The 25,184-nt window shown below is 31.8% G+C and carries 21 protein-coding genes; all 21 read right to left on the bottom strand.

Annotated features, from left to right (window positions below):
- Positions 1–89 precede the first annotated feature (89 nt).
- Positions 90–2,711: a helicase C-terminal domain-containing protein gene (locus RWL86_RS04710; RefSeq protein ID WP_314077413.1), complete on the bottom strand. Its 2,622-nt coding sequence runs from the start codon at positions 2,709–2,711 to the stop codon at positions 90–92.
- 111 nt (positions 2,712–2,822) lie between these two features.
- Positions 2,823–4,130 carry a HAMP domain-containing sensor histidine kinase gene (locus tag RWL86_RS04705; protein ID WP_314077412.1) on the bottom strand — a complete coding sequence of 436 codons (1,308 nt, stop codon included), beginning with the start codon at positions 4,128–4,130 and terminating at the stop codon, positions 2,823–2,825.
- Positions 4,127–4,783 carry a response regulator transcription factor gene (locus tag RWL86_RS04700; protein ID WP_314077411.1) on the bottom strand — a complete coding sequence of 219 codons (657 nt, stop codon included), beginning with the start codon at positions 4,781–4,783 and terminating at the stop codon, positions 4,127–4,129. The genes RWL86_RS04705 and RWL86_RS04700 overlap by 4 nt, the downstream gene beginning before the upstream one ends.
- A gap of 168 nt (positions 4,784–4,951) precedes the next feature.
- Positions 4,952–6,325, bottom strand: coding sequence for an FtsX-like permease family protein (locus RWL86_RS04695; RefSeq protein ID WP_314077410.1), 1,374 nt, complete (start codon positions 6,323–6,325; stop codon positions 4,952–4,954).
- A 20-nt stretch (positions 6,326–6,345) separates the two neighbouring features.
- Positions 6,346–6,981 carry an ABC transporter ATP-binding protein gene (locus RWL86_RS04690; protein ID WP_314077409.1) on the bottom strand — a complete coding sequence of 212 codons (636 nt, stop codon included), beginning with the start codon at positions 6,979–6,981 and terminating at the stop codon, positions 6,346–6,348.
- A 10-nt stretch (positions 6,982–6,991) separates the two neighbouring features.
- Entirely contained in the window at positions 6,992–8,263 is a 1,272-nt protein-coding gene (locus tag RWL86_RS04685) for an ABC transporter permease (RefSeq protein ID WP_314077408.1), read from the bottom strand.
- 112 nt (positions 8,264–8,375) lie between these two features.
- Entirely contained in the window at positions 8,376–9,410 is a 1,035-nt protein-coding gene (locus tag RWL86_RS04680; protein WP_314077407.1) for a prephenate dehydratase, read from the bottom strand.
- Complete coding sequence (locus RWL86_RS04675; RefSeq protein ID WP_314077406.1) at positions 9,403–10,878, bottom strand: O-antigen polysaccharide polymerase Wzy family protein; 1,476 nt, start codon at positions 10,876–10,878, stop codon at positions 9,403–9,405. The genes RWL86_RS04680 and RWL86_RS04675 overlap by 8 nt, the downstream gene beginning before the upstream one ends.
- A gap of 4 nt (positions 10,879–10,882) precedes the next feature.
- A complete protein-coding gene (locus tag RWL86_RS04670) occupies positions 10,883–12,007 on the bottom strand; it encodes a glycosyltransferase (protein ID WP_314077405.1) in 1,125 nt (374 codons plus the stop codon).
- Positions 11,997–12,830: a phosphorylcholine transferase LicD gene (locus tag RWL86_RS04665; RefSeq protein ID WP_314077404.1), complete on the bottom strand. Its 834-nt coding sequence runs from the start codon at positions 12,828–12,830 to the stop codon at positions 11,997–11,999. Before RWL86_RS04665 ends, RWL86_RS04670 begins: the two co-directional genes overlap by 11 nt.
- A gap of 15 nt (positions 12,831–12,845) precedes the next feature.
- The gene (locus RWL86_RS04660) at positions 12,846–13,874 is read right to left on the bottom strand and encodes an alcohol dehydrogenase catalytic domain-containing protein (RefSeq protein WP_314077403.1); all 1,029 of its coding nucleotides are present in this window, start codon (positions 13,872–13,874) and stop codon (positions 12,846–12,848) included.
- On the bottom strand, positions 13,875–14,582 hold the full coding sequence (locus RWL86_RS04655; RefSeq protein ID WP_314077402.1) for a 2-C-methyl-D-erythritol 4-phosphate cytidylyltransferase: 708 nt from the start codon (positions 14,580–14,582) through the stop codon (positions 13,875–13,877).
- Positions 14,583–14,597: 15 nt separating this feature from the next.
- Positions 14,598–15,638, bottom strand: coding sequence for an LCP family protein (locus RWL86_RS04650; RefSeq protein WP_314077401.1), 1,041 nt, complete (start codon positions 15,636–15,638; stop codon positions 14,598–14,600).
- A 32-nt stretch (positions 15,639–15,670) separates the two neighbouring features.
- On the bottom strand, positions 15,671–17,017 hold the full coding sequence (locus tag RWL86_RS04645; RefSeq protein ID WP_314077400.1) for an LCP family protein: 1,347 nt from the start codon (positions 17,015–17,017) through the stop codon (positions 15,671–15,673).
- A gap of 89 nt (positions 17,018–17,106) precedes the next feature.
- The gene (locus tag RWL86_RS04640; RefSeq protein ID WP_314077399.1) at positions 17,107–18,120 is read right to left on the bottom strand and encodes a glycosyltransferase family 2 protein; all 1,014 of its coding nucleotides are present in this window, start codon (positions 18,118–18,120) and stop codon (positions 17,107–17,109) included.
- Positions 18,121–18,181: 61 nt separating this feature from the next.
- A complete protein-coding gene (locus RWL86_RS04635; RefSeq protein WP_314077398.1) occupies positions 18,182–19,987 on the bottom strand; it encodes a nucleoside-diphosphate sugar epimerase/dehydratase in 1,806 nt (601 codons plus the stop codon).
- A gap of 20 nt (positions 19,988–20,007) precedes the next feature.
- Positions 20,008–21,222 (bottom strand): DegT/DnrJ/EryC1/StrS family aminotransferase, encoded by a 1,215-nt coding sequence (locus RWL86_RS04630; protein ID WP_314077397.1) that lies wholly within the window; start codon positions 21,220–21,222, stop codon positions 20,008–20,010.
- A gap of 27 nt (positions 21,223–21,249) precedes the next feature.
- Entirely contained in the window at positions 21,250–21,942 is a 693-nt protein-coding gene (locus RWL86_RS04625) for a sugar transferase (protein ID WP_314077396.1), read from the bottom strand.
- 226 nt (positions 21,943–22,168) lie between these two features.
- Positions 22,169–23,377: a bifunctional phosphopantothenoylcysteine decarboxylase/phosphopantothenate--cysteine ligase CoaBC gene (coaBC, locus tag RWL86_RS04620; protein ID WP_314077395.1), complete on the bottom strand. Its 1,209-nt coding sequence runs from the start codon at positions 23,375–23,377 to the stop codon at positions 22,169–22,171.
- Positions 23,370–23,969 carry an ECF transporter S component gene (locus RWL86_RS04615; RefSeq protein WP_314077394.1) on the bottom strand — a complete coding sequence of 200 codons (600 nt, stop codon included), beginning with the start codon at positions 23,967–23,969 and terminating at the stop codon, positions 23,370–23,372. The genes coaBC and RWL86_RS04615 overlap by 8 nt, the downstream gene beginning before the upstream one ends.
- Positions 23,970–24,106: 137 nt before the next feature.
- Positions 24,107–25,150 carry an LLM class flavin-dependent oxidoreductase gene (locus RWL86_RS04610; RefSeq protein WP_314077393.1) on the bottom strand — a complete coding sequence of 348 codons (1,044 nt, stop codon included), beginning with the start codon at positions 25,148–25,150 and terminating at the stop codon, positions 24,107–24,109.
- Positions 25,151–25,184 lie beyond the last annotated feature (34 nt).

Raw genomic sequence — 25,184 nt, 5'->3', positions numbered from 1 at the left:
GTTTATTTGTCACGCACCTACGGAGCGTGACGGACTGAAAGTCACATAATAAAAACGACAGTCCTCACGACTGCCGTTTTTTGATTTTTCTATTCTTTCATTGTTTTTTGAATTAATTTTCTAAAAGTTTGAGAATAAATATTTGCTCGATTTGGAATACATTGCATCACTCGATTCGCATAAGGAGAATTGATAGAACGTGTATCTAAAATCCATATTTCTGCTTTTTCTTGATGCGGACGATTCATTCTTCCTAATCCTTGATAAAATTGTTGTAACATTTTTTCCAAAGCATAATCTTGGAAATAATGACGATTTTGTAATTTCATTTCCTCAGCAATGACTCTTTGCTGTAATTGTGTTGGATTTGGGAAAGGTAATTTTGGAATAATTAATTGATCAATGGATACCTCTCCACTATCAAAGCCCTCCCAAAAACTATACACGCCTAATAATAAGACAGATTCTTGTTGTTGAAATTTCCTCTGAACCTTTCTGCTCGACTGATTCGTTCGTTGGACTAATAACGGAATATCTGGATGTTCTAATAACACTTGCTCCAATTCCTCTAGCATTTCGATGGAATGAACCAATACTAGACATCTTCCTTGTTTTCTTTGATAAATATCTAGTAATTGTCTCGCTAATAATTCCACTCTTTCAGGTGTCACAATGATGGAAGGAGTCGGTAAATCTGTCGGTATAAATACCGAGTGTTCGAAATTTTGATACGTTTTTGGTAAAAATAATCCATCTTCTTGTTTTACGATTAAATGAAATAGTGGCGTGAAAATTGGAATAGTTGCAGAAATACCTATAAATTGATGGATATATCCATATATTTCTCTCCACATTTTTAATGCAGATTTCATACTTTCTAGTTGTAAACTATATTGCCCTTTTTTCAACACATAAGAAACGGCTACATATCCCTCTTCTTGTTTTAATAAAAGAACTATTTCTTGTACAATTTTTTGTAAACAAGCATGAGTTTTTTGAACCAGTTCATCATTGCCTTTAAAATCAAATGTTAGTTTTAATAGCTCAATACATGCTGCTTTTACCGCTGCTAATGTTTGATGATGGATACTCTTCTCCCATTCTTCTGCAGATAGCAATATCACTGAAGTAGGATAACTTTCTTTTCGAATCATTTGCATCCATTCTTCATATAAGTCACAAATCTCAAGCAATCGACGATTGATTTGTCTGGATTGATGTTCTTGTGTACTCGACATTTCTAAATAACTTTCTAAATGATATTCGTTCCACTCCATTTGTAGTTGCCATAATGCATCAAATTCCAATAATTTTTGTTCTTGGCTTTCTAAAACTTGCTCCAATTGTTGTACTTCATCCATGATCACAATTGGTTTATCAAAATGGTCTCTTTGAGGAGCCTGTTTTAAATATTGGACTAAAAATGCTTGGTTAGTAATTACCATTTTAGCCTTTCTCGCATGTCGTATCGCTCTACGATAGAAATCCATTTTAGAGAATTGTCTTTCTTTTCTAGTAATTTTCTCCCATATTTCACGATGGTAAAATAACGAATTACATTCGGATAAATCTCCTGAAGTTGTATGTGCTAGCCATTTTAATAATCCAATGACTGTTAAAGCACTTTTCTGATTTTGATATTGTTCATATTTTTCTAACACTTCAGCTAGTCCTGACAATGAAAGATAATGCTCTTGACCTTTGACAGTTGCGATTGGAAGTGAGATTCCTAATAGTTCTTCCAACGGTTTGATTTCCTGCTCTACTAATTGCTGTTGTAGTAAAATCGTCGAAGTGGCAATCCATATTGGATGATTTTGTGACTGTACTTGTAAAGAGACTAGTAAATACGCCAACGTTTTTCCAAGTCCAGGTTCCGCTTCTACCCAATTAATAGAATGACCAAAATTCAATCTTTCTAACATAAATTCAATTAATTGAACTTGTAAGGGTTGATATTCAATGACCTTTTTCTTCACTAATTGATGATAAAGTTCCAATGCATTCCATTTTTGTGTCTGTTCATTATCTTCATCTTTTTCAACAATAGGATTCAATGCAAATCCCTCTATAAAAATAAATTCTTTTTCTTTTTGAGATACTGAAGTGTTTTGATAACAGTCATGAATCACTTGACCTGTTTCAGCCATTAAACTATCCGCAAATAATGACATTTGCTGTAAAGTAGGAACGGGTAATTGTTCTAATTCCTCTAAACAGTTCAAAAATAATTGAGCAGTTGCATACGCATCGCTTCCTGCTGAATGAATTTGTTGATGTGGAATCTCTAATAATTGCGTTAAATCTTGCAGTCGATAACTCTCAATGGTTGGATAACAAATTTGCGCTAATTGAACAGTATCCACACAGGGAGCACTCCATTCAATTCCTGCTAATTCTCTAAAACTTTCTACTAAGTAGGAATAATCAAAACTAATATTATGAGCTACAAATGTTTTTCCTTCTAATAATTGAAAAATAGTTGAGGCAATTTCATCAAAATACGGTGCTTGCTTCACTTCTTTCTTATCAACTCCTGTTAATTGTTGAATCTCATAAGGAATCGTTGTCTCTGGATTTATATACAAATCTACTTGAGTAACAATTTCTCCTTGTTCAATAATCGTACAGCCAAATTGAAAAATTCTTCCACCTTCTTCAAATTTAGGACCCGTTGTTTCTAAATCCACTACTGCATAACTCATTTTCATTCTCTCACCTACTTTTCTCATAAAATTAGTTTACTAACTCTTTTAGGGAAACGCAACTATTCTCATAAAAAAGAAGTACACTCCCTGATATTTGAAAATGTACTTCTATTTCTATTTTTCATTTTGGGGGAACTCTATTGTTACCGTAACAAGTTTTGTATCCTTTTCTATATGATACGTAAACCCATAATGCTCTAATAAATTTTGAACGACTAATAAACCAATCCCTGTTTTCTTTTGATTTTCTTCTAATAGATCATTCATTTCTTCTATGGCATCATTCACTTCATTTTGAATCATGAAACAATTTTCATCCGAAACGATTCGAATGACAGAACCTTTTTTAGCATATTGATACGCATTACTAAAAATATTGGAGAGTACCATTTTAAAAGCTTCCTGTCCGATTAATAATTGCTTTGAAACAATATGACTATGAATGGTTAAATTTCTCTTCATCGCAATCCAATGATGATCCTGAGTAACTTTTTGAATTTCTTCTTCTAGTGAAATCCATTTTGCTTTTTCTCCTAGAGCTTCCTTAGATTCTCTTAATAATTCAACTACTTTAACGGTCAGTCCATCGACAATTTGAATACATTCATCGATATAATAATCACGATTTTTATATTTTCCAACATGATATTTCATATTTTCTAAAATAATTTTTAAACTTGCTAAAGGTGTTTTTAAATCATGAGAACGTCCACGGAAAAATTCGTATTTGATTTTTTCTAATTGAAGAATCATTTCATTCTTTTCTTCTACATTATCAATCACTTGTAATAAATTAATATACAATTGATTAATTTGTGATTTTAATTCACCAATCTCATCGGTCGACTGAACTTCTAACAAAGCATGACGATCCAATTCCTTCATTCTTCTCATTGTCTTTTTCATCTGTTGGACTTGTTTCGTTATAATTCTCGCATAAATCCAAGCTATCATCAGTGACATTACGAAGGATACTAACAAAGTATATGGTAAAAATTTCCAACTTAAGGAAATAGCTTCCTTTTGTAAATCAGTCGTTGTAATAAATTGTAAGTTTAAATTTTCTCCAGTTTTTGTTTGAATTTGTCGTTCTTCAATGACTAAAGAATTGGTATAACTTGAAAAATCAGCTGGTATCCCTTGACTAATTTCAAATTCATTAGCGCCTGTTTCAGCTCCTGCCATCAAGGTAATATCATTTCCTTTCGAATACAGGTTCACAAAATCCATAATTTGACTTTCTTCTTTTAAGTTTAAATTGGACGAAATTTGGTCTGCTTTTATACTTAGTTCCTGTTGTTTCGTTTCAAGATAAGTCTTAGGAAAAATAAAATAAATCGAAATATGAATGCCAATAACTAACATACTTAAAATAAAAAAAGTCGTCGCTAAAATTTTTGGAAATATTTTTAATGATTTCATAGTCTCTCCAATTTATATCCCACATTACGAATTGTAATAATACAATCCAATGCTAATTTTTTACGTAATTCCTTCATATAGACATCAATCACTCGATCAAAAGGAATTTCGTCTGTTTCTTTCCAAACTTGATCAATAATTTGTTGTCTACTTAATGCTTGCCCTTCATGATCGACTAAACATTTTAAAATTTCAATTTCTTTAGCATTCATATCTACTTTTTCACCAGAAAGAGTTGCTGTATAACTAGAGAAATTCACACTCGTATTTTGATAAGTAAACACTTCTGTGTCCGGATAATATCGTTTCATTAAAGCATCGATTCTTGCTTTTAAAACAGGTAAGGAAAATGGCTTTTCAATATAGCCATCTGCTAATTGACTAAAAGCTTTTAATTGGTATTCTTCATCGCTAAAAGCGGTTAGCATTAATGCAGGGATTGAACTTTTTCTGCGTATATACTCTAGCACTTCTAATCCATTCTTTTTCGGCAATTGAATATCTAATAGCACTAAATGCACTTCATTTAAATCAAATAATTCCATCGCTTCTTGTCCATCACTTGCAGCAATCATTTCATAATTACATTCACTTAAATAATCACAGACTCCTTCACGAATCGGTGCTTCATCTTCGACCATTAAAATTCTCACAGCTTCATCCCCTCTCATTCTTATTATAAATGATTTTCTTATTTCTGTCCTTGTCATTTCATAAAAAATGAGCAGACTTAGAATCTTGTTGTGTTCTTTGTCTGCCCACTTTATCCATCTATTTCATTTTTTCTAGAGGTTTATTATCTTCTCCCAAAATTTGACCCCTTATTCAACATCCATTAATAATTCTTTGGGATTTTTACTAAATGTTTTCACACTGGCAATCGTTAATGCAATCCCTAATACCACAATCATAAATCCAACTACATATAGTACATTTGTTGGTTGAATCACCATTTCTAACGAAGTTAATGTCTTATTAAAGCCATCTACTTCAGCTCCGCCACCTAAACCCGTTGAGGCTGCTTGTTTGCCCATTTGTTTTGCAATACTTGAAGTAACACTTGCAAGTAATTGATTTCCAACTGTTTTTCCTGTCAAAATAGCAACTCCTGTTGCACCGATAAAGGCTGGTAAACTAATGAACAATAACTCCCATACAAATTGTCCAAATATTTCCATTTTCGATAAGCCAATCGATAATAGAACCCCAATTTCTCTTTGACGAGCATTCATCCATAAGAAAAGTAATAATGCTACTGTAATTCCTGCAAATGCAATAGATCCAATAAATAATTTATTTGCGATAGCATACATCCCAGAAATTGATTGTTGTAGGGCTGGGAAGTTAGAAGAACTTTTTACTAAATTATAAGATTTCCAATTAATCGCTAATTTCCCTAAATCTTTAATGACTGTATCAAGATTTTTATTTCCTTTTACAAAGAATGTCGCATCTTGATACACTGCTGTATCTTCTGTATTTCCATATACTTTAGCAGCTGTATGAATATCGGTTACTAAAGTATTTTCATATAATTCTTGTGCTGCTGTAACTCTCGTTTTATTATGACCATCAAACAGACCTTTAATTTCTACTTCTACCGTTTCATTAGCACCTTTTTCATTATCAGCATCATAAATATTTGATTTTAATGTAATTTTATCGCCTACTTTTAAGTGATTTTTTTCAGCTAAATCTTTATGCATTAAAATTTTATGTTTATCTGATTCTACTAATGGACTTCCTTCTACCAATTGATAGGCGCCAGAAACAAATTTATTTTCCTTCGCAGAATCATTAACCCCTGTTAACATAACAGCACGTTTAAATTTCTTAATACGATCGGGTGTTAACACTCCTTGAGTTTCTTTTGTTTCAATAATATCGTAATCTGCTAAATCAGCTACACTATTAATACGTTTAACAGTTCCTTCGATATTTGAAGATTCAGAGATTTTTTTAATATCTTCTCCTTTAATGTTTCCTCCACCACGAGGTGTTCCTTGATTCACACGACGATTAATTTCCATTGAAAAACTATTTGTAATATTTTTAAATACTTCTTTTGAAGCTTGATTCGTTGCATCTTTCATGGACAATCCAATCATACTTAATGTCGCCATAGATAGTACAACGGCAAATAATACGAATGATTTAAAGATTTTTCTTGAAATATAAGCAAATGCATTTTTCATCCTATTCTATCTCCCTTTACTTATTTCACTTCGTGAAGTTTTGTTTCACGCAATTCTAATATCGTATCTGCAGCATTTGCTACTTCTTTACTATGTGTTACAACAATGACACATTTTTGTCTTTCTTTCGCTAATGCTTTAAGCACATCAATAATTTCTCCAGCTGTATGTTCATCTAAATTTCCTGTTGGTTCATCCGCTAAAATAATTGGAGCCTCTGAAACCAACGCACGAGCAATCGCAACCCTTTGTTGTTGTCCTCCTGATAATTTTAAAACATTACGATTCACATGACTTTCTTCTAATCCTAATTGTAATAAAATTTCTTTTGTAGCTGCAGGATTGACTAAGCGAATATTTTCTAAAGGCGTTAAATAATCAATTAAATTATAATTTTGGAATACTAAAGAAATATGATGTTTACGATGATAGCTATCACCTTTTTCTTGAATATCTTCTCCTTCAAATAAAATCTTTCCACTTGTTGGATTATCTAATGCTGCTAATAAGGATAATAATGTTGATTTCCCAGAACCTGATTTTCCAATAATTGCGTAAAATTTTCCTGCTTCAAATTCTTGATCAATTTGTGATAACACATTTTGACGTGCTTCCTTATATTGATAACTGACTTTATTCATTGATAATACACTCATCTTCATTCTCCTAACTCATTTTTGATAATATTTCTTTTGGTTTTTTCATTAAAAAGATTCCTAATGTTACAGCAAGTGAGAATACAATCACTAATGTTAATAATGCATAACTTTGACTAAATACGGTTATTACTCCCTGTTGTGCTCCTTTTGAAATAAAGTTTCCTAAAGGAGATTGTTCCTGTTCCATCGATATAAATCCATTCATTAATTGTTGAACCATCATAGGCCCTAATGCAAGCGAAACAAAAATAGATGGAATTGTCAATAAGAATAATTCAACAAAGAATTTTCCAATAATCCAAGCTTTATGAATTCCAATCGATAATAAAATACCAATCTCATAAATTCTTTCTCGGACACTTAACATTAGCATTAGAGATAAAACAACTGCTCCAGCAATTAATATCCCTACTGTCATCCACTGAACCATATTTTGAAGTCCAGTAATACTTTCTAAAATATCATCGAAATCTTGCTTTTGATCCTCGATTACAAACTCTTCCCAATTGAATGGTAAAGCTTCTATTGCTTGTTTCATTTTTAGTAATTCTTCACTTGATGAAGCATAGATATTTAATCCTGTCACAACTTCCCCTGATTCACTTGAGAAGAGTTGATGAATGGATTGATAATCTGTAAACACTGTATTTTCACTAAAATCAGAAGTTAATCCTGTATAAGTTTCTTGCTTTTTCCCAGAAAAAATTCCAACAATTTCATAGTCTACTTTTTTCTTCTCACCAGTTTCTTGTTGAATGACATCAAGGGTTATCGTATCTCCAAGATTTAATTGATTTTTAGAAGCTAATTCTTCATGAATCATGATTTTATAAACATCCGTTGTATCTATCATTTTTCCCTTTATTAATGAGAAAACTCCACTTGAGAATAGTTTTTCTCGATTCACTTGGCTACTAGAATTGAGCGAAACAACATTTTTCATTTCTTCATCAATATCATCTCGCTGAATTTTTTCTTCCCCAGTCACCACTGAGTGATTTTCTAACTTAGCAATGGTTTGATAATGTTTTTCTAAAGACTCATTATCTGCAACTTTCTTTATCTCTTCTACTTGTTTAAATGAAAAACTTGTTCCATCTTTTTTTCTAAATTCAAACGAAGAAGTTGTCGTTTGTTTTAATTGTTGTTGTACTATAGAAGTCGTAGATAATAACCTCATACAAGCAAATATACAAGATAAAATAACACTAAATATAGTGATTAGTATCAGACTTTTCTTTCTTTTTCTAAAAATATAAAGTGCTGCATTTTTTATCAAAGGAATAACTCCTCTCTCATTTCTTATCTGTAACTTATTATAGAGAGCGTTTATGAAATGTATATGAAATGAAAACAAAAAATCTCGCCAGAATAACTGACGAGATTTTTTATTATAGTGGAAATACTGCTACACCAAGAATTGTCTTATCAAAATTATGTAATTCTTGTAATTTCTTTTCAAAATCAACATAGCGAGTCTTACCAAATTCTTCTACAAATAAGTAAGCATCAAATTGACAAATTCTTTCGAAATTAGAAGCTTCTACATATTCAATCATTACATCTTGAATTTTATTCTCCCATTGTTTTGCAATTGCTTTACTTGAAGTCACAACTGCAAACTCTCCATGAGTTTCTTTTTTATAACGAATTAATTGACGTAACACTTCAGCATTTTCAATTTCAAATACTTGTTGAATATCGTATTTTTTGAAATCACCAGCACGATTCATTGTTGGGTTAAATAAGTACCATGCAAAATTAATAAAAATAACCAAAAATCCAGCAAATACAAAAACAACGATAATTCTTAAAACTAATTGTTTTACATTGAAGTTTGAAATAGTTGTTTCACTTCCGCCCACTTCTTGAGAGTTAACTGTTTCTAACTTGCTGATTTTTACATCTTTAAAAACATCTTTATAACTATTCATTAAAGCATCCACTTTTTTCTCAATTAACTGATTTAAAGTTGGACTTGTTGTTAATGCTTTTACAGAAACCCCTGTGTAGTCCCCTAATGAAGTGACAATAATTTTCTTTTCCCAGAAATCAACATCTGAATTTCTTAATTGAGTGGCATTACTTGCAATTTCTCCTGCAAATGTTGCAACTTCTTGATCGGTTGAATCATTAAATAAATATGCACCATTCATATTAGAACTAATTAGTTTAGAATAAAAGAAACTAAATTGATCATTCTTCGTATTTGATTCTGTTTTAAATTCTTTTTCTGGTGCATTAATTTTATAAATAATATAACTTGAATAACTTGTATTATTTTTTACGACTGATTTTGACGTAATAGCTTTATAACTCATCGGTACAGCCATTAAAATAAATAAAATGAATACTGCAATAGCATTCCACTTTTTCTTTTTCTTTAAATTAGCTAATAAATCAGCTAATGAATAATTTTCAAACATGTATATAACCATCCTTTGCTAATGTTGTATGATAAATTGGTTTCTTCATTGAATAGGACATTAAGAATATGACAATGACGACAGTCCAAAATTGCATTGTAAATAAACTAAAGAAACTTTCTGAGAAACTGCTTCTCGACATAAAAAATAGATTTCCAAGGACTAATAATGATACCGTAAATCCAAGTATATTTTTACGATAGGCTGAATGGAGTAAAGCTATTAGAATAAATCCTAAAATAGCACTTGCTATCAGTAAGCCAATAAATCCGTAGTCCGTATAAATTTCCATCATATAACTACTCCCAATACCATGTCCATCTAGATATTGTTTTTTTAATACAAGATACGAAATATTGTGAGCGTAACTATTACTTTCTAATGCTAATTCAATACTATTCGTTGTCGATTTAAAAGCTTTTGTTCCTAATAAATTCATTCCAATACTACCGCGATAAAAATAATCGATAATTGGTCCAAATGTAAAGTTTCTCATTTCTCGAATTGGTAAACTACTTTGATAGAGATAACCTCTCGCTAAAACTCCAAAACTAGTTCCTTGTTTATAAATAAAATCAACTAATAAAGCAAAAATACTATCGAATTTTAATTTTGCTCCATCACGAACATAGTTCATAGCTCCCATGGCAAGCATTAAGATAGGAGTTCCTATTCCTAGAGCAATTTTTTCTCTACGCCCAAGCCAAACTTCTTTTTTATCAGAATAGTGACGCATGAAGAAATATACAAAGGCAAATAATAAACTTAAAATAAATGGATTTCTTGTTCCAATGACTAAATGAATCGTATTTGCAGCAACATATAAACCTAACATAAATATCGATACTTTTTTAGAAGGTTTAGTCGCTAAATACACACATAATGCATAGAACATAAATGCTGATAATAAATAAGTAAAGTACGGTAACTTACTTGTAAAATTTGCATAATAACCATAATAAGTTGTCTGTAATCTAAAGATTAAACGTTCCACTAATCTTAATACATAAAATGGATATGTAAATAGGAATACCGTTAATGAAACTCTTCTAACTTGTAAAATCAAACGCGCGTACGAAGATTCATCTACTATTTTTTCCTTTTTACGACTAAAATATCTTACGCCTATCATTCCACCTAACCATAATCCTAGTAAGGATACTAGAATAATATTAAAAGTAAATACATAAGCATCTTGTTGATACGTTTCAAAACTTCCAATTCTTAAATAATCAATAAAAGGTCTTGAAAATAAAAAGACAAAAATCGTCATATAAAACAAGATATGAATTAATTGATATTTTAAATTATGAAAACAAAATAATGTATGTGCAATAAAAACCATTACAACTGTATATAATAATGTTTCTAAATGATTATTGTTTAAATAAGTCAAATAAAAAACAATCGCTAATCCATAACAGAAAGTTGTAAGTACTGCATGAAGTTTTCTTAAAGAATCCGGCATCTATCTAACTCCTTTCTTCTTTTGATGACTGAAATAACTCCTCTATTTGTTGCAGTTGTTTTTCAATTGTAAATTGTTGGATAAATTCTGAATAATGTTCAGAAATTCTTTTTTCTCCAGTAATATATTTTTTTAGGGCATCAATGGCTTCTTGATTGGTATCAATCACTTCTCCAAATTGACCATCATTCGATAATTCTAAAGCTCCACCAACATTTGTGGATACAAAAGGAATTCCTAATGTCACAGCCTCCACAACTGCTCCTGAAAATCCTTCTTGCTTTGATAAAGAACATAAAACTTTAGCTTGCTTTAAAATGGAATAAGGATTTTTCTGATATCCTAAGAAATGAACTTTATTCTGTAAACGAAGACGTTCTACTTCTCCTTTTAAGAAGCTCTCCTGTTCTCCACTGCCAATATAGTATAAGTGAACGTCATTCACTTCATTTTGTAATTTGTTAAAGACTTCCAACACACGATCTGTACCTTTTAAATCTTCCAAACGTCCAATCACGCAAATGCTATTTTTTTCTAATGTAACTGGGGGAATTTCTTCTGATTTTTCCAAAAGTGCCGTAAAATCGTAGCCATTATAAATCGTTTGAATTTTATTTTGAAACATTGGATATACTGTTTCAATCGATTCCCTTGTTTTTTTAGAAATGGCAATAATCTTATCTGCACGACTTAATTGTTCAAAGTGATTGTTACGATAATGAGCTTGTTCTTCTTTCAAAAAGGCTTCAATACTTCCATGTATCCAAGCAATTTTTTTCACTTCTTTTCTCTTAGAAAAAGGAAAAGCGGGATTCATAATAGTAAAAGAAACTTCAATATCATAATCATCTTTGACTAACCATTTTCTCACTAAATATGGAAAATAAATTCTTAAACGCCATAAAATGGAATCTATCACTCGTCCATAACTTTTCTTTTTATACGGTTTTAAAATTCGTACTCCTTCAGGAACAGCTTCATATCCTTTATCAAAATGTTCCATTTCTAAAATATCAATTTGATACTTAGATAAGTCTAAATTAGATACAATTGTTGATAAAATTTTTTCAGCTCCTCCTCCTAAGGAAAACGACCATAAAAAGAAAAGTACTTTTTTCTTATTTCCCATAATATTCACCTTTATAATGCGTATAGCTCTTTTCTAAATCAATGAGTACCGCATCATGATGAGCAACCTGTTTTTCTACAGGAGGTGGTGTCATATAATCTCCAAAAGCTGTTTTTAAATAAGCATCATACCCAACTGGAATTGGTAATTCTGTTTCTTCAAAAGGAAGCCACAATGCATCCTCAAAACTAGAAATAGGATACTTCTTCTTCATATAGTATGGACCAGAACATAGTTCAGTAATTCCATCACTTTCTTCTTTTGTATATTTCGTCATTTCAGCTTCTGCTTTTTTCCATATTTTATAACGCAATTTTTTAGATGGAACAAGTGCTAATAAAGCTTGACTTCCCCACTTCATAATTCCACCATGTTTTTCTGGAATAGTTTGCGCACAAAATAGTGAATAGACTAAAGCAGCTATCACTTGTTTTTTTCGTGATAGCCCATTAGCTGGATAATAATCCAATGGAAGTACATCTAAGGCTAATCCATGTGGAATATCCAAATCTTGTTGATAAGGTTTGATACATGTTGTTTGTGTATCTCTTATTGTAATAAATAAATTACGGTCGATATAATTTTCATTACTTTTTGAAAGTTGATAACGACTATCTGCCTTTTGTGGCCATAGTTGTGCTAATTTTTCATAATCTTTTCTTGGCATAAATAAATCTAAGTCATCATCCCAAGGAATAAATCCTTTATGTCGTAGAGTCCCAATTGCTCCTCCACCACATAAGTAGCAAAGTAAATCATTTTCCTTACAAAATTGAACGAAATACTCTGCCATCTCTAAACACTTCGCTTGAAGTGGTTCCATGATTTCACCTCATTATTAAATATCCCATTTTGCAACTGTCTTAAATGGTGTAACAGTATCTTCTTCAAAGAAATGATAAATGTCTTGGATATCTTGAATTTTATTTGATTCATGAATAATTAAATTCAATCTTGAATGTACTTGAGGGCGTTCCATCATTTCAACGGCTCCTTCAAAATCATCACGTCCTGAACGTGAACTACCCACCCAAGTTAAACCTTTTTCTAATATATCACGTGTATTTAATGGAACTTCAAACTCGCTTACTCCCATCATAATAACTGTACCTTGGGGTCTAATATGTTTAATTATATCTCGATAAGCTTCTTGTGTTCCAGTTCCTCCTACACATTCAAAAGCATGATCAAATGTAAAATCTTCTTCAATTTCACTCACATCATACACTTCATCTGCAAATGAGAATAAACGTAATTTATCATGATTTTTTCCAACTACAATAATCGTTGAGTTAGGGAATTTTTCTTTTGCTAATGTTGCAACAACATAGGCTAGACTTCCTGAGCCCCATACCACAATACGGTCTCTTCTTGAATGTGCTACTTGTTTCATTCTTGTAATACCATGAATCCCAACAGATACAAATTCTGTAATCGCAGCAACTTTTGATGGAATTGTTTCATATTTTACCACACGATTTTTAGGAATTGTGACAAATTCTCTCATAAACCCATCATGGCCACTTGAACGGAAATAACCACCTGTTACATAGTTTTCATAAAACTCTGTTCCCTCTTCAAATTCTTTTGGAGGTTGGTTTGGAATCATGACAACTTTATCTCCAGGTTTATAAGTTCCGGAAGCATCACTTACAACGATACCACAACATTCATGAATTAATGCCATTGGCAATTTCTTTTGCAAAATTTTCGGTGGTCGTGTTCCTTGGAAATAACGTTGGTCTGCATGGCATAATGCAATATAATTTGGTCTAACAACTACTGTATCTTCTTGCTCCATTTCAACGTCTTCATATTTCACAGAAAAATAATGCGGACGAATCAATTGATAAACTCGATTAATCACTTAGATCTCTCCCAACATCGCTTCAGCAATTTTTAAATCCGTTACTGTAGTAATTTTAATATTTGAATATTCCCCTTGAACTAATCCAACAGGAGTATTATTTAATACAAACACTTTACAAGCATCTGTTAAAATTTGTTTTACTTCTTCTTCCATTGATTCGTAAATATCTACAAATGCGCGAATTTTGAAAGTTTGCGGCGTTTGTCCTTGATACATATGTGTACGATTCGGAATGGAAGAAATCACTTTTCCGTTCACTGACTCCACAATGGTATCATTTGCAAGAACGACTGTATCTGCTACATCATATTCTTTCATAGCAGCAATATTTTCTTGAATCATACGATAAGATACAAATGGACGAACTGCATCATGAGTAATTAAAATGTCATCTGTCGATTCAGCAGATTTTTCTTGAATATCATGAATAATATTCATAATACTATCATTTCTATCTTTTCCACCTGAAACAACACGAATTCTTTCTTTTTGTGTTGGAACATATTTATGGAGCAAATCTTCAAAGTAAGTCATCCAATTAGGATGAACCGCTACATAAACAATATCAATTTCTGGGACAAACAAGAATTTCTCAACGGTATGCATAATAATTGGTTTTTGACCCAATGTTAAAAACTGTTTAGGCATATCTTGAATTCCCATACGAGTTCCCGTTCCACCAGCAAGTATTCCAGCGTAAATCATTTGATTTCCTTCTTTCTATGGTGTAGTTAAATAAAATAAGTTTTCTCTTTGTTGTAATAATGGATAAGTTTTAACAGGTTTTTGACCTAAATATTCACGGATTAAATTAGATTTTTCTAATAATTCTTCATCTGTAGCATAAGAATAATAAATTTGTTCTCCTATTGAATTCGTTAATAATAATGAACGTTCTTCAATAAATGCTTGTTCTAAATGGTCAAATGAAGGTCCATACGTGTTTTTCAAAGCCATAATTTTCCCAATTGGTATATCTGTTTTAACATTTTTACTTACAGCATTCATAATTTTTTCAAAATTCGTAATCGAATTAAAGGACATCATTTTTTTCACTAATTGTTCAATAACAATTCTTTGACGTTTTTGACGACCGTAATCCCCTTCAGGATCATCATAACGCATTCTAGCAAAACGTAATGCACTTTCGCCATCTAATAATTCCTTTTTGCCTTCTTCAAAAGAACGCCCTTCATATGTAAAGGTTAAAGGACTAGTTACTTCAATTCCACCAACTGCATCGACAAATTCCATTAATCCTGACATATTAATTTCCATATAAAAATCAATCGAAGTATCGAATAATTTTTCTACAGAATTAATCGCCATTTTGGCTTGTCCAAATGCGTAGGCATGGTTAATTTTGTCATAGTAATTCATTCCAACAATTTCAGTATAAGTATCACGTGGAATACTCAATAACTGTGCTTTTTTCTCACTTGGATTGGCAGTTAATAACAGCATTGTGTCACTACGTCCATCTTCAGTTGAACGTCCATATGCCCCATTATCAATTCCCAATAATAAAACATTAATAGGTTTTGCATTTTCAATAATTTCTTGTGCTTCTTCTTCTGTTCTATTCCCAACATCTTGAGTAATCGTACTAATTGTTTGGTGAAATAAATTTAATTTATCAGCAAAAACGATTGAAGTGCCTACTAACAATGCTGTTATTAAAATAAATATAAATAAAAGTTTTCCTTTTTTCTTCTTTTGTCTTCTTTTAGAGCGAAGACCAAAATCATGATGTTCTACCATTTTCTTTCCTCAAATTTCCTTTGTAATATTGGTTATTGATTATTTTTATTATTTGTTTCTGTTGCAGCCGGTTTTGGTTCAATCGTTGTATTACTTGGCACTGGTGCAAGTTCTACAGAACTAGTTTCTGGTTTCGTAGGGGCAACAGTCGTTGGTTGAATTGGTTGGGCAGGTTGAGTACCTTTTGATGTTTCAACCTTTTGATCATCATTTTTCTGAGTATTGATTACGGTTGTAGTAGTTACTGTAGTTGGGGCAACAGGTGTTGCTGGAGCTACAGGTTGATTACTTTCTACTTGAGGGACAGTTGCAGGTTCAACATATTCATCTGCAATTTCTTCTTGGTAGAATGATGAATTTGTTGGTTGATGATTTTCCACTTCTGGAACAATTTGTGTCTCATTTGTTTCAATATGTTTTAGAGAATCCACTTTTTGTAGTTCTAAGTTTTCACGTAAAAGATTAGAAATACGTAATCTTTCATCTTCTGGTACTACAAAATAATAAATACCACCAATCATTGTACCCGAACCACTAATTTTATCACTTTCAAAATTCTTTAAAGCTTTCGGATAATTATTTTTTACAGATAATAATTTATCAAGAGTAAAATTCGTACGAACTGAATTTTCTAACGTTTTTAAAATTTCTTCATAACGAGTTACTGATGTAATATTCAATAATTTTTCTACTAATTTTTGAATGACATATTGTTGACGTTTTTGACGTCCCATATCTCCTTCTGGATCATCATAACGCATTCTGGCATATCTTAACGCTGCTTCACCATCTACATGACGATCAACACCTTCTGTAAAAGATTCACCTTCATAAGTAAATGTTAATACTGGTGTAATATCCAATCCACCTACGGCATCGACTAAGCCCATTAATCCGCCCATATCCACTGTTACATAATAATCAATTGGAATATTTAACATATTTTGAACACTATTAATCGACATTTTCTCTTGTCCAAATGCATAGGCATGGTTAATTTTATCGTTTGTTCCATAACCGACAATTTCAGTGTAAGAGTCCCGTGGAATACTTACAATTGTTGTTTTACCTAACTTTTCATTTACTGTTACAACTAACATTGTATCGCTACGACCGACTTCTGTTCCACGTCCATAAGCTCCATTATCAATTCCTAATAATAGAACTGAAAAACTATCGTTATCTGTAATTTCTTTTTCACGCAAATTCACCGTTTCTACTTCTTGATGAATCGCATTTTCTACTTTTGCTAATCGAGCACGAATATAAGCTCCTGATACTGTTATTAAAGTTGCCGCTAAAACGATAAAAAATATCGTCCATTTTTTTCTTTTATTTTTTAAAATTTTCTTATGAATATGATTTTCAACTCTACTCAAACTTTTCAACCTCACTTTTATCTATAATCAATTTATTATACCATAATTTCTCTACATCATGAGGAGAGATTTACCACTTTTTAACAATTTTACTCTTCATTAATTGAATTATACGTTTTCTTCCACCAAAATCCTTCAATCCACCCACGGATTGTTCCGATTCCATAAGAAAAATGTACAGAAATCATCATAGCAGGAATCAATAATCGAGTGATATGAAATGGATGTGTTGAAATTTCGAAAATAGATAATCCAATAATCGCTAATAAATAAACACTCACTAATAAAAAGAATGGTAATGCCGAAATACCTGCAACTAAAATCGTTGCTAATAATGTACTTACAAAAATCCCAGGCACAAAATGGAATAAAGATAAACATTCACGACAAACATGGCTTGTTAACCCAATCCAATAACCATTTCCATATTTTTGTTTTAACATTTTTGAGTACGTTGGTCGAATATATTGAAATGATTCAATCGAAGTATCATACCAAATTTTAAATCCATTTTTACGAATACGATTATGAAACTCATTATCTTCTGTACGAACTAACTTTTCGTCAAAATATCCAACTTTATCTATGACATCTTTATGATACATTCCTTGGAATACAGAATCGACATAACGACTCTGATCACCTTTACGATAATTAGCGATGCTACTACCTAATGCAGATTCTTCAACGATATGTAATGTCTTCGCTAATTCATCATTAGTTTCAACAATCGTTGGTCTTCTTCCACCGCAAACTCGTTCTCCGGTTTGGATAACTGCCACATTACTTTCAATAAAATTTTCTGGAATATGTGAATGCGCATCGATTTTTAAATAACAATCTCCATCGGAATGTTTAAACCCTAAATTTAAACCTGTATTCAATGTTTTCTTAGGATTATCAAAAATCTTAATCGCATAAAATTCATGTTGATAATTTTCTTGAAACTCATTCATTAATATTCTTGTACCATCTGTTGACATCGCATTAATTAAAACAATTTCAATTTGTTTATGAGGATATGTTTGATGAACTAAACTTTCAAAGATTGCTGGTAAATAATTTTCTTCGTTATAAGCGCTAATTGATACTGAAACTAACATAATTTCTCCTTAATCTGTGTTTATGAAAAGAAGGCTGGAGCATTATCCAGCCTTCTCTATTTTATTTCTTTTTATTCGCAATATCAATCAATTCATCGTGTAATTCTTGTTCTGAATAATTTTCGAATTTTTCAATAAAGTCATATACACGGTCAATTTTTGAATTGTCTGCAATTCCAATATGAATTTTAGGGAAAATTTGTTTTGGATTAATTTCTCCCTCATTCAATAACTCTTCATACATTTTTTCACCAGGACGTAAACCAGTAAATTTAATTTCAATATCATCTTCACTGTACCCTGATAAACGGATTAGATTTTTCGCTAAATCCACAATACGAACTGGTTTACCCATATCTAACACGAAAATTTCTCCTCCACGTGCTAGAGAACCAGCTTGAATAACTAATTGTGCAGCTTCTGGAATCGTCATAAAGTAACGAACGATATCTGGGTGAGTTACTGTAATTGGACCACCTTTAGCAATTTGTTTCTTAAATAATGGAATAACAGAACCTCTTGATCCTAAAACATTTCCGAAACGAACTGCTACATATTTCGTTGAATCGCTCTTCGTTGCCATATCTTGAACAATCATTTCACATAAACGTTTGGTTGCTCCCATAATATTTGGTGGATTAACGGCTTTATCCGTTGAAATCATTACAAAAGTTTTTACTTTAGCATGATTCGCAGCTTCAGCAACATTACGAGTTCCTAAAATATTATTTTTCACCGCTTCTCTTGGATTAATTTCCATTAAAGGCACATGTTTATGTGCTGCAGCATGATACACAACATCTGGACGATATTTTTCCATCACTTCAAAAATACGTTTTCTATCTTGAACATCTGCAATTACAGGAGTAATTCTAAAATGTTCTGCATATTTTCCAAGTAATTCCATATTTAATTGATAAATACTATTTTCTCCATGTCCTAAAATAATTAATTCTTTTGGACGGAATGAAGAAACTTGGCGACAAATTTCAGAACCGATTGAGCCACCAGCTCCAGTTACTAAAATTCGTTTTCCACGTAATTGTTTTTCAATTAACGTTTGATCCAATTCAACTGGATCACGTCCCAATAAATCTTCAATTTCAACATTTCTCAATTGTTGTACATGTAGGTTTCCTGACATGACTTCATCAATATTTGGAAGGATTACACATTCTGCTCCAGTTTTACGAGCAATATCATACACTTCGTTTAATTTTTTATTTGGTAACGAAGGCATCGCAATAACAACTTTAGTTATTCCCATATGTTGAACAATTTTTTCAATATCTTTTGTTGTTCCTAAAATACGAACACCATAAATATCTTTTCTTTGTTTTTCTGGATCATCATCAACAAAGGCTACTGGCATCATTCTCATTTTTGGATGCATTAACATTTGACGTACTAATAATGTTCCTGCGGCTCCTGCCCCAACAATTAAAGTTGGTTTCGCATTTTCCATAACAACACTATCTACAAAGTATTCTCTGAAAATACGCATTGACAGACGAACGCCACCTACTGCACAGACAAGTAATAGCCATAACACTACTACAAATTGCCATGTTACTAATGTTTTAAACCAAACAATTCCTGCAATGGTTGAAACAATGACCGCAGCACTGACACATTTTACAACTGTAATAACTTCATAAACACTCGCATATTCCCAATCTCTCCAATATAAATTTAAGAAATAGGAAAATACATAATATGCTGCTAAAGATAATAATGCTGTAACAGTTAAGGCATGAATATTACGAATTAACCCTTCTGTTACTAGTCTAAAACTTAAAAATACAGAACCTAGTACGATGATCGAGTCTAATACAAATAGTAATAATATTTTTAATCGATTATTCATCTACACTTCTCCTTACTCTATCAAGCATTTAATACTTCATGAACGACTTCTTTATAATTTTGAACAATATATTGAATATCTTCGTCCGTTAGTAAAGTGTGTAATGGTAAGGTCACTTCATTTTCAAAATAACGATAAGCTTGAGGATAATCTTTAATATCGAATCCTAAATTTTTATAGGCTGTTAATAATGGTAATGGTTTATAGTGCACATTACATGAAATACCACGCTCTGCCATTTTTTCAATAATCAAACCTCTTTGTTCGTAAGAAGCTCCATTTACTCTTGTAATATATAAATGTCTTGAAGATTCATAATAATCTGTTTGATGAGGTAACACTTGGATAAGTTCAGATTTTAACCCAGCATCTAATTGGTTTACGATTTCTTTTCTACGATTTAAAATTCCTTCATAACGCTCTAATTGAGCTAAACCAATAGCAGCCATAATATCTGCCATGTTGCACTTATAACCTGGAATTTCAATATCATATTCCCATGAACCTGGTTTTGTCTTCGCTAAGGCATCTTTTGTTTGTCCATGTAAGGAATAAATTTGGAAAGCACGATAAATTTCTTCATCATCTAGTCCGTTCTTAGGATTCCAAGTAATACAACCACCTTCAGCAGTTGTTAAATTTTTAACTGCATGGAATGAATAAGAAGCAAAGTCAGCCACTTGAGCAACTGATAAGCCATTAATCGTTGTTCCCATCGCATGAGCTGAATCTGAAACTACAATGATTCGATTAAAGTGAGCTTGCAAGGCATTATTTGCTGAAAATAAATCTTTTTTCTTTTCTACTACTTCAAAAATACGAGTATAATCGCAAGGAACTCCACCTAATTCAACTGGAATAATGACTTTAGTTGCTGGCGTTATCGCTTGTTCTAATAAATCATAATTCATTTCATAGTGGTTTTCTTGAATATCTACTAATACTGGAGTTGCTCCAACATGTTCGATTACACTACATGAAGCTGTATAAGTATATGCAGGAACGATGACTTCGTCTCCTTCACCAATTCCTAATACTCGTAAAGCTAATTCCAATGCAGCTGTTGCTGAATTTAAACAAACTGTTTTATCCGTTCCTAAATATGCTGCTAATTGTCTTTCAAACTCTTTTGTTTTTGGTCCAGTTGTAAGCCAACCTGATTTAAGCACTTCTGTTACTAATTCAATTTCTCTATTGCTAATATCTGGTGGTGAAAATGGTATATTTCTAATCATGTCTTTTAACCTCCGAATGTTTATTTACTATCTTAAAACAGCAAATACAGTTTGAAGCATTACTTTTATATCTTGAGCAACACTTACTTCATCAATATAATCGATATTATATTGCATTTTTTCTGGAAGGATTTTTTGGATATAAGCTTCATCAGCTGTTAATCCCTTCTCCATCCATTTAGAAATTTTATCTGCTTCATTTCTAAACTCAATACTTGATTTTGAAGTAATTCCTGCTGGTAACAATAATGTAACCAACATTTCTTCAGAATAGGCATCTACGTATTTTTGTACTTCAGGACGAGTTCCTACAAAACTCATATCTCCAATTAACACATTAATCAATTGTGGTACTTCATCTAAACGGAAACTTCTAATCTTTTTCCCGATTTTTGTAATTCTTGAATCATTATCTTGAGTTACTAATGGTCCCATTTTATCAGCATCCATTACCATAGTACGGAATTTAAAAATTTTAAATACTCTTCCAAATGTTGTAATTCTTTGCTGTCGATAAAAGATAGGTCCACCATCTTCTAGCTTAATACAAATTGCCAAAACTAAAAATACTGGTGATAATAGTACTAAAAGAATTAATGACAAACAGATGTCAAAAAGACGTTTGAAAAACAACGTCGCTTTTTTCTTTTGTAATACTTCCATAGCTTTTAACGTATAATGATTTTTCATAAACTCTGGCATTTGATGTTCTGTTTTCATATCTACTCCTCTCATGCCTAATAAACCTTCATCATTATAGCACAAATTCGACCACTGGAATAGCTTTCCCACAGTTTTTTAATAAAACAAGGGAAGTTTTCTGAGATTTTCTTTATATTTTTTGGCAATCTTCCTTCATTTTTCTTTGAAGAAACAAAAAAAGGCTTTTCAGAGTAGTTCTAACAACATCGTTCACTACTTTTGAAAAGTCTAATCTAGTTCGTATTTATAAATTTGGAACTAAATGATTCCAAATTTCTTTTGCTAATAACTGTTTAGAAACTTTCGGTAATAAAATTTCTTCCCCTGTTTTTGATAGAATAGTTACTTGGTGCATATCAGCTCCAAAACCAATTGATTGATCTGAAACATCATTCGCAATAATAAAGTCTGCATTTTTCTTTACTAATTTTTGTTTTGCAAATTCTATTACTTGATGCGTTTCTGCTGCAAATCCGATAACCGTTTGCCCCTCTTTTTTCAAACTTCCTAATTGTTTTAAAATATCTGGATTTTTGACTAGAGTTAAAGTAATTTCATCTTCATCATCTGTTTTTTTCATTTTTTGAGTAGCAGGTTCTTTTACTCGATAATCCGATACTGCAGCTACCATAATGGCAATGTCTACTGATGAAAAATGATTCAACACTTTTTCTTGCATTTCTCTTGCAGATTCCACATACTCAATTTTCACTCCATTAGGAACAGGTAAGGTAGTTGTCGCAGAAATTAAAACGACTTCTGCTCCTTTTTTGATGGCATCATCTGCCAAAGCATACCCCATTTTCCCAGAAGAATCATTCGAAATATAGCGAACCGGATCAATTCTTTCTTTTGTTCCACCGGCTGTGATTAATACTTTTTTTCCTAACAATGGCTGTTCTTCTTGATCAAACAAATTTAATTCTTTGATTTGTTGAAGAACTTCCTCAGGTTCGGGTAATCTTCCTTTCCCTGAATATCCTTCTGCTAAAAATCCCTCTGATGGTTCTATCATAATAACACCATCTTTTTGTAATTGAACACAATTTCTTAGAGTAGCCGGATTTTCCCACATATGTTCATTCATAGCAGGAACAAGCACTTTAGGAGCTGTTGTTGCAAGTAATGCACTTGTCACAAAATTATCAGCAATTCCATTTGCCATCTTTGCAATTGTATTAGCTGTAGCTGGAATGACAATTGCCAATTCCGTCCAGTCTGCAAAATGAATATGTTGAACAACAGATGGATCATTTTCGTCAAATGTATCCACCATAACTTTTTCTTTTGTTAAAACTTGAAATGTCAAAGGTGAAACAAATTGACAAGCTGATTGAGTCATTGCTACTTTTACTTGTGCACCTTCTTTTATTAATAATCTTACAAATAAAAGAGCTTTATATGCTGCAATTCCTCCTGTAACATACACAGCTACTTTCTTTTGATTAAGCATTCTTCATTCTCCGTTTTTCCATTAATTTTAAAAGAACTCCACCAACAACAGGTACAATAATAGCAGAAGCAATAGCTTCCGGAACACCATTTGTCCCAACAATGGTCATTAATAAGACTGGTAATTGACCAAGAGTTGTTTGTAATTTTTCTGCATATTGATTTCCAACTAATAAATAAATCAACGATAATACTAAAGTTGTGTTTAATAAGCTTCCGAAAGCTCCTACAATACTCATTCTCAAATGACTAGATGAAATAACTTTTTGTAAGGCTACGAAAAGTAGTCCTGATAGTAATCCAACTAGTGCACGAGGCACAATTGAAATTAATGGATTCGTAAAGACTAATAAACTAATAGCACTGCCTGAAGTAAATGCTCGAATAAATGAACATACACCCCAAACTGTCCCTAATAATAGTCCCATTTGCCATCCCATTATACAAGCGCCAATAATTACTGTAATATGAATAATCGTAATATCAATGACTAATAATGGTAAATTCCCTAAAAATGGAATAAAACTTTGTAAAATAATAATTGAAATTAAAATTGCTGTAAACACTAATTGAAAGATTTTATCTTTCTTCATATGAACACCCCTATTAACACATTTCCTTCATTATACTCTTTGGAAAACAGTCATGCAATGACAAAATCATTTATCTAAAGATATTCGCTAAACATCCTTATCTCTTAAATGATCTTAATAAATACTTCCTATATGATTTATTTGTTTTCAAAATACGCTCGTACTTTTGGTGCTACCTCACGTCCAAATAATTCAATCGCTTTTAAAACATCTTCATGTTGCATAGACCCTAATGGTAAATGTAACATAAAACGGTCTAGTTTCAACACTTCAATCATTTTAATTAATTTTTTAGCTACTGTATCAGGACTACCAACTAGCATTGCTCCTTCTGGACTAACACTTGATAAATATTGTTCAAAAGTTAATGGTTGCCAAAATGGACGATCTTTTGAAATCGCATCAACGACTTGTTTCGTAGGATGAAAATATTTTTGAATTGCTTCTTCATCCGTTTCAGCAACAAATCCCCAAGAATGAGATGCAACTTTTAATTGTTTTTTCGAATGTCCAGACGAAATTCCTATTTTTCTATAATACTCAATTAATCCCTTAAAATTTTTATATTTCCCACCAATAATGGCATATGCAATCGGCAATCCTTTTTGTGCAATTTTAACGGTAGATTCAGCATTTCCACCAGTTGCTACCCATATTGGAAAATCTTCTTGGACAGCACGTGGATACACTCCTTTATGATTAACTGTTTGAGTCAACTTCCCTTGCCAATCTAATATTTCTTCTTCCTTAATTTTTTCAAGCATCTCCAATTTTTCATCAAATAATTCTTCATAGTTGGATAAACTATAACCAAACAATGGGAATGATTCTGTAAAAGAACCACGTCCTACCATTATTTCACTTCGTCCATTTGAAATGGCATCAATCGTAGCATATTGTTGATAGACTCGTATTGGATCAGCAGATGACAATACAGTTACCGCAGAACTTAGTCGAATATTTTTAGTAACTGCTGCTCCTGCCGCTAATATAATTTCTGATGCAGAAACTGCAAAATCTTTTCGATGATGCTCACCAATTGCATAAATATCCAAACCTACTTCATCAGCTAATTTCATTTCCTCTACTAATTCACGAATTCGTTCATCATGTGTTGGAGTAATACCTTTCCCTTCAATTTCTGTTGTTTCTCCAAATGTACTAATTCCTAATTCAATCATGATACTCCTTATATTTTCTATTATTTTTTATTTC

Origin of the sequence: uncultured Granulicatella sp. (assembly GCF_963515095.1) — a bacterium.
Taxonomy (GTDB): domain Bacteria; phylum Bacillota; class Bacilli; order Lactobacillales; family Aerococcaceae; genus Granulicatella.
Note: the sequence above shows the minus strand (reverse complement) of the source record. Positions and strands in the feature narration are given on the sequence as shown.

Bases quoted from the DNA above. Each gene is read 5' to 3' on its own strand.
- RWL86_RS04640 (WP_314077399.1), bottom strand. From the start codon at position 18,120: ATGTTAGTTTCAGTATCAATTAGCGCTTATAACGAAGAAAATTATTTA.
- RWL86_RS04675 (WP_314077406.1), bottom strand. From the start codon at position 10,878: ATGCCGGATTCTTTAAGAAAACTTCATGCAGTACTTACAACTTTCTGT.
- RWL86_RS04695 (WP_314077410.1), bottom strand. From the start codon at position 6,325: ATGAAAAATGCATTTGCTTATATTTCAAGAAAAATCTTTAAATCATTC.
- coaBC (WP_314077395.1), bottom strand. From the start codon at position 23,377: ATGCTTAATCAAAAGAAAGTAGCTGTGTATGTTACAGGAGGAATTGCA.
- RWL86_RS04630 (WP_314077397.1), bottom strand. From the start codon at position 21,222: ATGATTAGAAATATACCATTTTCACCACCAGATATTAGCAATAGAGAA.
- RWL86_RS04625 (WP_314077396.1), bottom strand. From the start codon at position 21,942: ATGAAAACAGAACATCAAATGCCAGAGTTTATGAAAAATCATTATACG.
- RWL86_RS04615 (WP_314077394.1), bottom strand. From the start codon at position 23,969: ATGAAGAAAGATAAAATCTTTCAATTAGTGTTTACAGCAATTTTAATT.
- RWL86_RS04650 (WP_314077401.1), bottom strand. From the start codon at position 15,638: ATGGTAGAACATCATGATTTTGGTCTTCGCTCTAAAAGAAGACAAAAG.
- RWL86_RS04635 (WP_314077398.1), bottom strand. From the start codon at position 19,987: ATGAATAATCGATTAAAAATATTATTACTATTTGTATTAGACTCGATC.
- RWL86_RS04705 (WP_314077412.1), bottom strand. From the start codon at position 4,130: ATGAAATCATTAAAAATATTTCCAAAAATTTTAGCGACGACTTTTTTT.
- RWL86_RS04690 (WP_314077409.1), bottom strand. From the start codon at position 6,981: ATGAGTGTATTATCAATGAATAAAGTCAGTTATCAATATAAGGAAGCA.
- RWL86_RS04670 (WP_314077405.1), bottom strand. From the start codon at position 12,007: ATGGGAAATAAGAAAAAAGTACTTTTCTTTTTATGGTCGTTTTCCTTA.
- RWL86_RS04655 (WP_314077402.1), bottom strand. From the start codon at position 14,582: ATGATTTACGCTGGAATACTTGCTGGTGGAACGGGAACTCGTATGGGA.
- RWL86_RS04610 (WP_314077393.1), bottom strand. From the start codon at position 25,150: ATGATTGAATTAGGAATTAGTACATTTGGAGAAACAACAGAAATTGAA.
- RWL86_RS04710 (WP_314077413.1), bottom strand. From the start codon at position 2,711: ATGAAAATGAGTTATGCAGTAGTGGATTTAGAAACAACGGGTCCTAAA.
- RWL86_RS04680 (WP_314077407.1), bottom strand. From the start codon at position 9,410: ATGTTTGAAAATTATTCATTAGCTGATTTATTAGCTAATTTAAAGAAA.
- RWL86_RS04665 (WP_314077404.1), bottom strand. From the start codon at position 12,830: ATGGAACCACTTCAAGCGAAGTGTTTAGAGATGGCAGAGTATTTCGTT.